This is a genomic window from Arenimonas sp. (assembly GCF_044348765.1).
GTDB lineage: Bacteria > Pseudomonadota > Gammaproteobacteria > Xanthomonadales > Xanthomonadaceae > Arenimonas.
In genome coordinates this window covers 1-13253 of the sequence record NZ_JBIKSE010000013.1, presented here as the reverse complement: position 1 = coordinate 13253, position 13253 = coordinate 1, and the positions used below count along the sequence as shown (strand labels likewise).

At 56.3% G+C, this 13253-nt stretch carries 9 protein-coding genes; 1 reads left to right on the top strand and 8 read right to left on the bottom strand.

The window, feature by feature from the left end; all coding sequences use genetic code 11:
* Positions 1-74 precede the first annotated feature (74 nt).
* From ACIQ0Q_RS03645 to ACIQ0Q_RS03620, 6 genes are read right to left on the bottom strand one after another with little or no spacing between them, the layout of a single operon-like run.
* The gene (locus tag ACIQ0Q_RS03645; RefSeq protein WP_395771591.1) at positions 75-1859 is read right to left on the bottom strand and encodes an acyl-CoA dehydrogenase; all 1785 of its coding nucleotides are present in this window, start codon (positions 1857-1859) and stop codon (positions 75-77) included.
* Between the two features lie 60 nt (positions 1860-1919).
* On the bottom strand, positions 1920-3029 hold the full coding sequence (gene rodA, locus ACIQ0Q_RS03640) for a rod shape-determining protein RodA (RefSeq protein ID WP_395771590.1): 1110 nt from the start codon (positions 3027-3029) through the stop codon (positions 1920-1922).
* Entirely contained in the window at positions 3022-4890 is a 1869-nt protein-coding gene (gene mrdA / locus ACIQ0Q_RS03635) for a penicillin-binding protein 2 (RefSeq protein WP_395771589.1), read from the bottom strand. The genes rodA and mrdA overlap by 8 nt, the downstream gene beginning before the upstream one ends.
* Before the next feature lie 2 nt (positions 4891-4892).
* Positions 4893-5375 (bottom strand): rod shape-determining protein MreD, encoded by a 483-nt coding sequence (mreD, locus tag ACIQ0Q_RS03630; RefSeq protein ID WP_395771588.1) that lies wholly within the window; start codon positions 5373-5375, stop codon positions 4893-4895.
* A complete protein-coding gene (gene mreC / locus ACIQ0Q_RS03625; protein ID WP_395771587.1) occupies positions 5372-6280 on the bottom strand; it encodes a rod shape-determining protein MreC in 909 nt (302 codons plus the stop codon). The genes mreD and mreC overlap by 4 nt, the downstream gene beginning before the upstream one ends.
* A 3-nt stretch (positions 6281-6283) precedes the next feature.
* Positions 6284-7333 (bottom strand): rod shape-determining protein, encoded by a 1050-nt coding sequence (locus ACIQ0Q_RS03620; protein ID WP_395771586.1) that lies wholly within the window; start codon positions 7331-7333, stop codon positions 6284-6286.
* 158 nt (positions 7334-7491) lie between these two features.
* Between ACIQ0Q_RS03620 and ACIQ0Q_RS03615 the strand changes: the two genes are divergently transcribed.
* Positions 7492-8430: a carbohydrate kinase family protein gene (locus ACIQ0Q_RS03615; RefSeq protein WP_395771585.1), complete on the top strand. Its 939-nt coding sequence runs from the start codon at positions 7492-7494 to the stop codon at positions 8428-8430.
* Between the two features lie 68 nt (positions 8431-8498).
* Here the strand turns inward: ACIQ0Q_RS03615 and ACIQ0Q_RS03610 are convergent, their stop codons facing one another.
* Positions 8499-10940: a TonB-dependent receptor gene (locus tag ACIQ0Q_RS03610; protein ID WP_395771584.1), complete on the bottom strand. Its 2442-nt coding sequence runs from the start codon at positions 10938-10940 to the stop codon at positions 8499-8501.
* Between the two features lie 36 nt (positions 10941-10976).
* On the bottom strand, positions 10977-13034 hold the full coding sequence (locus ACIQ0Q_RS03605) for a tetratricopeptide repeat-containing sulfotransferase family protein (RefSeq protein WP_395771583.1): 2058 nt from the start codon (positions 13032-13034) through the stop codon (positions 10977-10979).
* Positions 13035-13253: the final 219 nt, after the last annotated feature.

Here is a 13253-nt window from a genome sequence, read left to right as displayed (position 1 = left end):
ATCCTTGTTCTTTCATCCGTATGAGTCCAAATTACCACAGTTCATTTGCCGCCGTTATGCGTCTATAACTATAGTCAAAGCACATGCGGATCCAGATCCCGGCAGAGCGGGTCGAGTGCGGTGAAGCGCTCGAGCTGTGCGTCCTTGGCCGGAAGTTCCCAGGTGATGAAGTATTGCGCGGCGGCGATTTTTCCCTGAAGCAGGGCCAGATGCGGACCGCGGGCCTCGGCCTGTAATCGTGAAGCGGTCAAGGCCTGATCTAACCAGAGCCAGGCCACGACAGCATGCCCCATCGCATCCAGCATAAGATAGGCGTTGGCCAGCGCCAAGTCCATGTCGGTACGAGCAGCTGCGCCGGCGGCATGAATGGCGGAAGCAAACTTCGCCCAGCGCATTGCCAGAACCTCGGCCAATGGTGCGAGTACCCCATTATTGCGGGCAGCGGCGAGTGTACTTTCGACACGCGCGCTCAGCAATGCAAATGCACGGCCGCCATCCGCCAATAATTTCCGACCAAGCAGATCCATGGCTTGGATGCCGTTAGTGCCTTCATGGATGGCATTGATGCGGTTTTCTCGCCAGAGGCGTTCAACCGGAAAATCACGCGTATAGCCGGCACCGCCATGCACTTGAATCGCAATGGAGTTCGCTTCCAAAGCATAATCCGACGGCCAGGCTTTTACGATCGGCGTCAGCAGGTCGACCAGTGCCTGGGACTCAGCTGCCGCTGCGCCGCCGGACTTCGCTTCATCGACAAGACGCGCTGCATAGAGACACAGTGCCAGCCCGCCTTCCACATAACTCTTGGCACGCAGCAGCATGCGGCGGACATCAGCATGCGCGATGATAGGAATCATCGGTGAAGACGGATCGCGCTCACCCACGGCTCTGCCCTGACGGCGGTCTTTGGCGTAAGCCAGTGCCGCACGGTAACCGGCATAGCCGCCCATGGTGGCGCCGATACCGACACCGATACGGGCCTCATTCATCATCACGAACATGCCGCGCAGGCCGTCGTGAGGTGCACCGACCAACTCGCCGATGCAGACTTCATTTTCACCGAAGCCGAGCAGGCAATTGACCTGGCCATGCGTACCGAGCTTGTGGTTCAATCCGAGCAGAGTGACGCCGTTGCGGGCAGTCGCGTTGCCATCGGCATCCACGTGCCGACGCGGCACGATGAACAGCGAAATGCCCTTACTGCCCGCAGGGCCGCCCGGAATCTTGGCTAGCACCAGATGCACGATGTTCTCAGAAATTTCATGGTCACCGCTGCTGATCCACATTTTGTTTCCGCGCAGAGCGTAGCGTCCGTCCGGAAGCGGCTCGGCGATGGTGCGGATATCGGCGAGACTGGAACCGGCCTGGGGCTCTGAAAGACACATCGTTCCGTACCAACGACCCTCGACCATCGGAGGGAGGTAGCGACGCTTCTGGTCTTCACTGCCGACCTCGCGGATCAGATTGGCGGCAGCCTTGGTGAGAAACGCATAGCCGTTGGTCGCAACATTGGCGCAGGAAAAAATGCCCCCAAGCGTCGCAACCAGTGTATATGGAAGGCCAAGGCCGCCTTCGGCTGTCGGAGTTCCCATGCCGAAAAATCCAGAGTCGCGATAGGCCGCCAATGCCTGAGCGATTTCCGGCATCAATTGCACGCGGCCATCCTTGAATTGCGGCGGATTGGCATCAGATTTCGCCGCATGCGCAAGGAACTCCGTTTCGGCCAGAATCAGCGCGGCATCAAGCATGGCCTGCATGGTTTCAGTATCAGCGTGCGCAAACTCCGGAATTACGGAGAGATTCTCCGCATGTAGCCAATCAAATAAGAGAAAATGCAGATCATCGCGCGGTGGCAGCATCGGAATTCATCCAGTAAAGTCAGGGAAGGTACTTGGTATTTCGTTAGGCATACATGGGAGTTAGTCACCCATATGTTTTCGGTGCGCGAATACGGACATGATGAGTCCGAATCCGGCCAACAATGATACGGCGGAAGTGCCGCCGTAACTGATCAAAGGCATCGGCACCCCGACAACAGGCAGGAACCCGGCGACCATGCCGCCATTGACTACGATATAGATGAAGAAAGTCAACGCTAAGGTGCCGGCCAATAGGCGTGAATAGCTATCTCTGGCTTGCATCGCCATCCAGAGGCAGCGGACAATGACGAAAAAGTACAGAGCCATCAGCAAAAGCACGCCGAGCCAGCCCCACTCTTCAGAATAAACCGAAAAAGCGAAATCGGTCGTATGCTCGGGCAAAAAATCGAGCGCCGCCTGGGTGCTTTCGCCCCAACCCTTGCCGCTGAAACCGCCAGAGCCGATCGCGATCTTGGATTGAATGATATTCCACCCCGCGCCTTGGGGGGCACTTTCCGGACTCAGAAATACCATGATACGGTCTTTCTGATACGGCATCAGTAATTGATAGCCGATGGGAACCGCAATGGCAGTCATACCGAATGCAGCCAAAATACGCTGCCACTGCAAGCCGGCCAGAAACAAGGCGAATCCTCCTGATGCGGCGACCAACATACCGGTACCGAAATCGGGCTGCTTCACGATCAGCAACACCGGCAGACCGATGATGACGGCGCTGACTAACAGCGTCTTCCAGCTCGGCGGTAAAGTTTCACGCTGGAGGTACCAGGCCAGCATCATCGGTACACTCAATTTCAACAGCTCGCCCGGCTGCAAATAGAACACGCCGAGATCTAGCCAGAGATTGGCGCTGCGGCCGCTACCGAAAATGAATACCAGCGGCATCAAAGACAGCGTGCCGGCATAAATCCAGGGCGTCCAAGACCGCAGTGTAGCGGGCTTAGTATTGGCTAACAGCAGTAAGGCGGCCAACCCGAGAGCGAATCGCACGATCTGTGCCATCACTACATGCAATGCATCGTCACCGACACTGGACTGTACCAACAGACTGACTATCATCAGTGCAGTCAATGCTGCCATCAGCGGTGCATCGACACGTGACAGCAGCCGTGCGATGAATTCACGGAATCCGGCGAGCAGTTCAATCATTGGCTGTCTCCAGGACCACTTGTTCGGTCTTAGGTAGCAAATAGGCATCCATCATCTTGCGCGCAATCGGCCCGGCCGTGCTGGCACCGTAACCGCCATGCTCGACCACCACTACTACGGCAATTTTCGGGTTATCCGCCGGTGCATAGCCGATGAACAGCGCCTGATGGCGCAGATGCAGGGGCAGACTACGGGGATCCATGCTGACATTGCCGCGACGGCTGATTTTCTGCACGGTTCCTGTTTTTCCGGCAATGCGATAGGGCGAGCCGAGTGCAATCGCCCATCCAGTGCCCTTGCGGGTATGCATGGTTGCTTCCATTCCGGTACGGATCGCCTGCAACTGTGAAGCGTTGGCGCCGATTGAAGTGGTCTGTGCTGCCGGCAGTGGCTGCCATGCCTGATGCAATCCGGTACGGGTTGCCTGTACCAGGCGAAGTGGAATGCGACGACCACCATTGGCAAGACTGGCCGTACCTTGCGCCAGTTGCAACGGGGTAACGACCCAATAACCTTGGCCGATGCCAGCAATCACGGTTTCACCCAAATACCAGGGCTGGTTGAATCGCTTGCGCTTCCATTCGGGTGACGGCAAGGTGCCCGGAATTTCACCGACCAAATCGATACCGGTCGGCTGTCCGAATCCATAACGACGCATATAGGCATCGAACTTGGCAATACCCATGTCCATCGCCAGTTTGTAGTAATAAGTATTTACTGATTCAGCGATAGAAGCATACATATCGACGTTACCATGTCCGCCGGCATGTGAGTCCCGGTAGCCACGGCGTTGGCCGGGTATGAAGAACTCGCCGCTCGAATATATGGTGTCTTCTGGTGCGCGCATTCCGGACTCAAGACCTGCCAATGCCACGAATGGCTTGATCGTAGATCCCGGTGGCGTCCCGCCACGGACATTGCGGTTGAACAGCGGCCGCGACGGATTGGTGGATAGCGCAGCGTAGTCCGCGGTCGAAATGCCGTTGACGAAAAGATTGGTGTTGAACGAGGGTAGGCTGACCATCGCCAATACTCCACCGGTATTGGGGTCAACTGCCACCGCCGACCCGGTCAGCTCACCGAATGCAGCGACGGTGGCTTTCTGCAGATCGGCATCAATGTTTAGCTTGAGATCGGTGCCTGCCTGGGAGATATGGCGTTTGAGTACACCCAGGGAACGACCGCGCGCATTGGTTTCGACTTCTTCGTAACCGATAGTCCCGCGCAGTTGTGCTTCATAGGCGCGCTCGAGACCGGTCTTTCCGGTATGCGTCAGTACCGAATAGCGCTCATCACCCATCGCTTTCAGATCGGCTTCATCCAACCGGGCGACATATCCGATGACATGCGCGAATAGATCATCATAAAGATAACGGCGCGTAAGATATGGCGTCACCTCAACACCCGGAAACCGGAATCGGTTCACTGAAAACCGGGCAACCTCTTCTTCACTGAGGCGCAGCTTCACCGTAATCGGCAGGAATTTACGAGAGCTGTCCATGGCGCGGCGGAAGCGCCGCAAATCGTCCTTCGACAATACGACCAGATTGCCCAACTGCAACAGTGTGGCATCAATGTCATCGACCCGCTCCGGCGTAAGCTCCAGACGGTAGGCAGATACGTTGTCGGTCAGCAGACGGCCTTTGCTGTCGTATATCAGCCCGCGTGCAGGCATAGTCGGCTTGAGGCGTATGCGGTTGCTGTCGGCCTGTTCGCGATATTCATCAAAACGCAGAACCTGCAGATTGAAATAGCCGAACAGGAGGGCGGCCATCACTGCCGTAACCAGCAATGTAGCCATGAATGTCCGCTGCCGGAACAGTTCGGCTTCAAAATAGGTATTCTTGATCGTCGCCGCCATGCTCAGCGGCCGCGACTCTGCACACGCAGATTATCCAGAAATATGTAGAGCCATGGCCAGATCAGTAATGCCAGAATCGGCGAGCCCCAGATTTCGGCCTGTTCCATTGGCAGACCCTGCGATAGTCGCATCAGCCAGAGTACAACCAGATCCGCATACAGTATCAGCATCAAGAAGCCGGACTGCTGCCAGGCCAGATAAAAATGGAACCGGCTGCGCATCAGATGCAATATTCCGCCTATAAGAAGCAATCGCAAGGCATGTTCGCCAAGCATGGAAAAATTGACCAGATCGAGCAGCAAGCCAATCAGGAATACACGGCCAAGTCCCATTTTCTGGGGCGTTTCAAGAATCCAATAGGCCACAACTAACGCAAGCAGAAAAGGACGGGGCGCGGAAAGCCAGTCTGGAAACGGAAACTCCATGAACAGGAAGGCCGCAACCAAACTCAGCCAGCGCAGTACAGGAGTATCGCGCCGGATCACGGTTTACCGCCCTTGACTGGATCCGACACAGCGGTCTGGACTGCCGGCAGCGGACCGGGCGCTGCTGCAGGCAAGATCTCAAGCAGAAGCAAATGCCGGCCATAGTGCGGGCGGGCAAACGGCTGCACCTGTGCGCTGATGAACGTCAGTGACGGATCCTGCCTGAAGGCTTTGACCTGGCCAACCGGAATCCCGGGAGGAAAACCTCCGCCAATTCCGGATGTCAGCAGGATATCCCCTGCTTTGACATCATCACTCGGCGTAAGGTTGGCCAGTGACAGACGGTTATCACTGCCCTGACCGAACAGCACGCTTCGGAAGCCGGAACGCGCGACCAGGACCGGCACTGCATGATCGGCATCGGTGACTCCGATGACGACTGCGCTTGAAGGATGGACTTCGGCAACCTGTCCGACCAGTCCGTTGGCATCAATCAAGACCTGGCCGACACGGACATTCTGGCGGGCACCCTCGCTGATGACGAATCGTTTCTGTGACGCATCTGGATTGATATTCAGTAATTCGACCACGCGTGCCGTCGGTGCCAGTCGCTGGCGCCCCATAAGCAGTTTGCGCAACTGTGCATTTTCCGACTGGACAGCCAGCATCTGCTGCAATGCCAGATCGGTTTTGAACTTCTCCTTTTCAAGTACATTGATGCGTTGTTGCAGGCTGTCATTGGTACTCAATGCCGCGACCCCGCCTTGCCAGAGCTTTTGCGGCTGCGATGCCAGCCACCAGACTGGCGATACCAATACATTGGCCCGGCTGCGGATTTCGCTGCCGATGGAAAAGCGCGCATCAATGGCCATAAGGCATAAAGCAGCAGCGACATAAAAAAGAATCGGCAGCCAGGCGCCGATGCCGCTGCCGATCCGGAGCGAAATGCGATTATCCGATGCCACGGATCATTCGCGTGTCGAGAATTCGCCGCCGCCGTGCATATCGATCAGATCAAGGGCCTTGCCGCCGCCACGGGCGACGCAGGTCAATGGATCATCGGCGACATGAACGTGAAGGCCGGTCTTGTCGGATATAAGCTTGTCGAGATCGGTCAGCAGTGCGCCACCGCCGGTCAGCACAATACCCCGCTCGGTCATGTCGGAACAGAGCTCCGGCGGCGTCTGCTCCAGTGCCAGTTTGATGGAACTGACGATGCCCGACAGTGGTTCGCGCAAGGCCTCCAGAACATCGTTCGAATTCAATACGATTTCACGTGGCACGCCTTCAGCCAGATTTCGCCCGGAAATACGCATTTCCTTGATGTCCTGTTGCGGAAAGGCGCAACCGATTTCAAGCTTGATCTTTTCCGCAGTCGCATCACCGATCAGCGTGCCACGGGTACGACGCACGTGATTGACGATGGCCTCGTCGAAACGGTCGCCGCCGATCTTGACCGACTGCGCATACACAATGCCGTTGAGGGAAATCACTGCGATTTCGGTGGTGCCGCCACCGATGTCGATGACCATCGAGCCGCGCGCCTCAGCAACCGGAATACCGGCACCGATGGCGGCCGCCATCGGTTCTTCGATGATGAATACATCGCGGGCACCCGCTTCAAGCGCCGATTCCTTGATGGCACGGCGTTCGACCTGGGTCGAGCCGCAGGGTACGCAGATCAGTACGCGCGGGCTCGGACGCAGAAAGCGCGAGGTATGCACTTTGCGGATGAAGTGCTTGAGCATTTCTTCGGTATAGGTGAAATCCGCGATGACGCCGTCTTTCATCGGTCGCACGACCGTAAGGTTGCCCGGAGTCCGTCCCAGCATCTGCTTGGCATCAGTGCCGACGGCGGCGACGGTATGCGAATGGTGGCTGTTGCGTCCGGTTCGGATAGCGACTACGGATGGCTCGTTCAGTACGATGCCTTGACCACGCACATAAATCAGGGTGTTGGCTGTTCCAAGGTCGATGGACAGGTCATTGGAGAAAAGACCGCGGAGCTTTTTAAACATCGTGGAAAGCCTTATAAAATTAGGATTGGAGCGAATCAATAGGATACCGTTTCCGGCCAGCCGGGACAAGCGATCCCTGTTTCATGTTTCCTTGAAATTCAGACAGATGTCGCCCAATCGGGTAAAATGGCGGACCTTATGGATTTCAGGGATTTACGATGTCTCGTGCACTGATTTGCGGTTCCCTGGCCTTCGACACCATCATGGTGTTCCAGGACCAGTTCAAGAACCATATCCTGCCCGACAAGGTGCATATCCTCAACGTCTCGTTTTTCGTGCCACGGATGCGCCGCGAATTCGGGGGTTGTGCCGGCAATATCGCCTACAACCTGAACCTTCTGGGCGGAAAACCGGTACCGATGGCAACCGTCGGCCAGGACTTCGAATCCTACCGCGAACATTTCGAGTACTGCGGCATCCCGCTGACTCATATCAAAGTCGTGCCCGACCTTTACACCGCACAGGCTTTCATCACCACGGATCTCGACGATAACCAGATCACCGCCTTCCACCCCGGCGCGATGATGCGCTCCTTCGAGAACCATGTGAAGGATGTGCCCGATGTCGGTTTCGGCATCGTCGGACCGGACAGCTACGAAGCCATGCTGCAGAACTGCCGGGAATTCAGTGAATCCGGCATCCCATTCATATTTGATCCGGGTCAGGCGATGCCGCTGTTCAACGGCGACGAACTGAAGCAGATGATCGAGCAGGCGACTTACGTCACTGTAAACGACTACGAATCGCTGCTGATGAGCGACAAGACCGGACTGAGCACGGCTGAAATCTGTAGCCGTGTGCAGGGCTACATCATCACCCGCGGCGACAAGGGTTCGGAAATCCATACCGCCGACGGCCTGCTGCAGATTCCTGCCGCCAACGCCATCCGGGTGGTCGATCCGACCGGTTGCGGCGATGCCTATCGCGCCGGCCTGATTTTCGGGTTGATGAAAGGCATGGACATGGCCACCGCCGGCCGTATCGCTTCACTGATGGGCGCGCTCAAAATCGAGCATCTCGGCCCGCAGAACCAGCGCTTCAGCTACGCCCAATTCGCCATGCAGTTCAAGCAGCAGTTCGGCTACGCGCTCGACTGATTTCGGCGGTTTCCAGCCAAAGAAAACCCCCCGGCATGCCGGGGGTTTTCCGTTCCAGCTTGGATTGATCAGAATTCCTGCGAGAAACGCAGACCGATGGTGCGTGGCTGGGCGGCCACGGTGTACACCTGGCCATCCGGATATTCCGGAACAAGCCCGGAAGCACCGCAGACGGTGACAGCGCACATGGTGAACCGGTTGAACTCGGCGCGTTCATCGAACAGATTCTTGACGTACAGATTCAAGGTCCAGCTGTCCTTGCGGATGCCGGCCGAGAGATCGAACATGGTGTAAGAGGGCATATCGCCCAGAATCTCGCGCTCTATGATCCGCAGATCGCTGGTACGACGTCCTTCATACACCACCGAACCCTGGATGAAGGGCTCGTACCCGTTCCAGTCGAAGGTGTAACGCGCATTCAGGTTGCCTTTGAAATCCGCAGTCACCGGCAGACGCGTGCCCGTGGGCGCTTCCGGATCGGCACAGTCCGTCACCGGATTGCCGTCATCGTCGGTGAAGCCGCAGTAGTTCTCGGTCAGCTTGGCATCGTAAAACGCCACACCAGCACTGAGCTGCAGATTGTAGGTCGCGGCGAAGTTGACATCCATTTCCAGTCCGTCAATACGCGCCTGGTTGGCGTTCTTGATCTCCGTCAAACCGTTCTGCCCGAGAATGGTGAATTGGAAGTCTTCCCATTCCTGACGGAACAATGCGCCGTTGAAGGTCAAGCGGTTGTCCATCCAGCTAGTTTTCCAGCCAAGCTCCCAGTTAGTCAGGTAATCGGCTTGATACGGCGGCAGGGTGGCGCGGCGGTTGATGCCGCCGGGGCGGTAACCTTCCGACCAGGTGCCGTAAATCAGCTTGGTGTCATCCAGTTTGTAGGTGACGTTGAACTTTCCGAGTGTCCCGTTTTCCTTGGTGGTTTTACCGAGACTGCCATCCGGATCGCGGATGAATTCGCAGGGTGCGCCGTTGAACTTCGGCCAATTGGCCGGATTGGTGCTGCCCCAGACGAAAGCGCAGCCGGCTTCGCCATAACGCTGGTTGCCCGGTTTGCTGCCCTGACTCGAGAAACCCCGCGAGAAACCGAAGAAGCCGCGCAGACTATTGTCATTCTCGAAATAGCGGAAGCCGGCAGTCGCGGTCAGCTTGTCAGTAAAATCGAAGCTGAACTCACCGAACACGGCCTGTTCGCTGTCGCGACGGTCCTGCTTGGTCAACCAGATAGTGTCTTCCCAGCCGGTCACTTCATAGCCGTCGTACCAGTCGGCGATCATGTAGCGTTCCTGGATATCGCGGTACTGGTCGATCTGGAAATAACCGCCGATGAAACGGAAGCGCTCGTCCTGCGGCGAGGAAATACGCAGTTCGTGGCTGCGCTTGGTCTGGTGACCTTCGCTCAAGGTGATCTGTGAAGGATTGATGTAATCGCCGTTGTTGTCGTAAGCATAGGCGCCGTAACCGGAAACCACGTCATACCAGAAGCCGTAATCGTTGTAGTCGGATTCGGCCTTGCCGTCGCGGTCGAGCGTGGAGAACGCATAGACCAGATCGAAATTGCCGATTTTGCCGGTCACGGTCAGGGCGACCTGAGTGAATTTGTCTTCCAGCGACTCGGGATAGTAACGCGAGATGTTCAGGTCCCCAACGACTGGATCGAACGCGAAACTACCGTTAGTGGTTTCCTTCTGAGTCATGATGCTGGGCATGATTGACCAGTTCTCGCCAAGATCGACTTTCAGGGCAGCACGGGCACCGGTCGTATGTGAATCGTTGTAATTTTCTTCGACCAGATCCGCATTATTCATAGTGATGCCAGACGTCGGGAAAGTACGTTCGTTATAGACGTTATCAATCCATCCAGCTTCTCTCTTATCCCAACCGACCACACGCAGTGCGGCAACATCCGACAGCGGAAGATTGAGGAATCCTTCGGCAACATGACCATCGCCACCGCCACTGATGCTATTTACTTCAAAAGCATAGCCAGCCGCAAAACTGCTGGAGTCGGGCTTGTTGGTAATGATCTTGATAGTACCGGACTGCGAGCTGGCGCCGTACAGGGTGCCCTGCGGACCGGCCAGTGCTTCGACGCGTTCGATGTCGTAGATATGCGGTTCGATGGAGCCGCCGACACCGGTAACCGGCTGCTCGTCCAGATAGATTCCGACCGACGGTGAAGGGCCGGAATGGTTGCCGTCACCACCACTGACCACGCCGCGGATATAGGGATCAGAACCGCCGCCCTCGCCTTGGGTATAAGACAGGCTGGGCAGGAGCTTGGCATAATCATCGAAATCATTGACATTCATTTCGGTGAGCTTCTGGGTTCCCAGGACCTGGATGCTGATGGGTACTTCCTGTAGGTTTTCCGTTCGCTTCTGTGCGGTCACGGTCACCGTGTCAAGGACGGCTTTTTTGTCTTCGGTCGCAGCCTGGTCATCCGGGCTAGCCAAAGCCGCCGTGCTGAGTGCCATGTAGATTGCAGCCGTGAGCGGCAATCGTGACATCCTCAGTTTCGGCCTCATATTTTTTTGTGTTTTCATTTACTCTCCCTTTCGTTGGTGTTGTACTGCTGTTTTCAGGAAAACCGGAGCTTCCGGGTACTGCTCGAGGACGGGGCCCAATACGTCTTTCAAAGGCCCCAACCAGGTTTCGAAATGGCGCCAGTGATCGACACCCTCTTTATAAATCGGCCGACGCACCTGCTCGGAACTGGCGGTGCGTACTGGGCGATTATTCTCGAAGAAACGCAGACAGCCGTCTTCGAACGGCAGGCCGCAATAGGCCAACAGACGCCGGACCTCGTTTTCGGTATCTTCGACCATATTTTCGTAATGTACGCGGTGGATGCTACCGGGCAACGCCTCATCGAAATGCGCCATTAGCTCGACATAGTCCCGATAGTAGCGGCCCATGTCATCGAGACTGTAGCTAAAATTCTGGCCTCGGGCGAAATGCTGCTTGAAATTAGAAAAGCAGCAGGCCAATGGATGTCGACGCGCATCGATGATTTTTGCATTGGGTAGCATCAAACGAATCAATGCGATGTGCGCATAATTATTCGGCATCTTATCGATGAAGAACGGCGCTTCGGTGCGTCGCTGGATGCGGGTATTTTCGATATAGCGTCGACCATAAACAGCCGCTTGTTCGGCACTCATTGCTGGCAACATTGGATAATAGGTACCGGCAGAGGTATCACTCTGACGACGATAAAGATCCTTGGTCACCGAAATGATGTCCGGTAACTCCATGGTGCCCTCCACCTGCGAATGGCTGGAAAGGATCTGTTCCAATAGCGTCGATCCTGCCCGCGGCATGCCGAGAATGAAAATGGGATCGGCATCGGTAACGCCGAAACCGGAGCGTTTCTGGAAGAATTCCGCATCGAACAAGCGCTGATTCTGACGCAGCTTGAGGGTATTGCGATCAGCACTGTACTGAATCAAGCTTTTACGCAGACCGTTGCCGTTATCGTAATGATGGAATGAACGCTCATAGTCGCGCCGGTCCTCCAAAGCCTTGCCCAATGCAAAATCGAAATGGAAACGATCTTCGGCAGCCAACTCGCCGCGGTCAAGCTGTGCCTGCATGGCAATGACGTCTTCGTCCGTGAACACAAATGTTTTCAGATTGGCGAGGCTCCAGTAAGCCTCGCCATAATGCGGCTCGATGCTGATACTGCGGCGATATGCAGTTACGGCCTCATCGGTTCGTCCGGCAGTTTTCAGGGTATGTCCGTAGCTATGCCAGATGCGCGAATAGCCCGGGTGCTCGGCAAGCACTTCCTGGTAAAGCGCGATGGCGGCATCAAAATCGCCGATCTTTCCGAGCGCAACGGCTTTGAGGTTGCGGTAGCTCATGTTGCGCGGATCAGCTCCAAGAAGAATCTCCGTCTGCTCCAGAACTTTCGCGAAACTGTTGTTGCGGTTGAGAATGTAGGCGTAGTTCTGGCGGGCGAAATTGAATCCTGGTGAGAGCTCCAGACAGCGCTCGAGTAGGAGCTCGGCATCCTGGTCACGGCCGAGGCGTGCGGCGACTTCGGCCAGCATGCGGATGGCGGCAACGTCAGTGGGATTTTCCTGCAGGTAATCCTTCAAGGACCGTTCGGCAACCGGAACTGCGTTCTCGCACATGGCCGCGGCGGCGGCTAAAAGTCGAGGATTACTGTCCGAATGACGTAATTGCATGGCATAGGCTGCATCGGCCGCAGCGGAGTCGCCGTTGGCGGAATGGATATCGGCAATCGCCAACCAGGCCTTGGGCGAATCAGGCTTGAGCGCGACGGACTCGCGCAGCGCGGCCATCGCCTTATCGCCCAGACCCATCAAACGGTAGAGCTGACCGAGCTCGAGATGCACGGCATACCATTGTGGGCGAAGTCTAGCCAGACGCTTCAGTGCCAGCTCGGCGGATGCGAGTTTGCCCTGTTTTGCCTTGGCTAGGGCATTGAGCAGAAGCGCATTCGGTTGCTCCGGCAATAGCTTAAGGATTTCATCGGTCTGGGCCTCGGCCAAACGGGGCTGTTCCGCCAACAGCTTGGCGGCTTGCGAAAGGGCGGCTTCCAATCCAGACGATGAGTCCGTGACGACTGACATCATGAACCTTAATCAATGTTAAACAATGATTAAAAATACCATAATTCGACCCGTCAATAGGGGTGGATCGGGCATTATTTCAGCCGGAATTCCAACAATAAAAACCCCCGATCCATGAGGACCGGGGGTTGGGGTAAAGACCCTGGCGATGACCTACTCTTGCATGACAGAATCACACTACCATCGGCGCGGTTGCGTTTCACTTCCGTGTTCGGGATGGGA

What these genes read in the sequence shown, in the direction of transcription:
- ACIQ0Q_RS03645 (WP_395771591.1), bottom strand. Translation starts at nt 1,859, where the DNA reads ATGCTGCCACCGCGCGATGATCTGCATTTTCTCTTATTTGATTGGCTA.
- rodA (WP_395771590.1), bottom strand. Translation starts at nt 3,029, where the DNA reads ATGATTGAACTGCTCGCCGGATTCCGTGAATTCATCGCACGGCTGCTG.
- mrdA (WP_395771589.1), bottom strand. Translation starts at nt 4,890, where the DNA reads ATGGCGGCGACGATCAAGAATACCTATTTTGAAGCCGAACTGTTCCGG.
- ACIQ0Q_RS03620 (WP_395771586.1), bottom strand. Translation starts at nt 7,333, where the DNA reads ATGTTTAAAAAGCTCCGCGGTCTTTTCTCCAATGACCTGTCCATCGAC.
- ACIQ0Q_RS03615 (WP_395771585.1), top strand. Translation starts at nt 7,492, where the DNA reads ATGTCTCGTGCACTGATTTGCGGTTCCCTGGCCTTCGACACCATCATG.
- ACIQ0Q_RS03610 (WP_395771584.1), bottom strand. Translation starts at nt 10,940, where the DNA reads ATGTCACGATTGCCGCTCACGGCTGCAATCTACATGGCACTCAGCACG.
- ACIQ0Q_RS03605 (WP_395771583.1), bottom strand. Translation starts at nt 13,034, where the DNA reads ATGATGTCAGTCGTCACGGACTCATCGTCTGGATTGGAAGCCGCCCTT.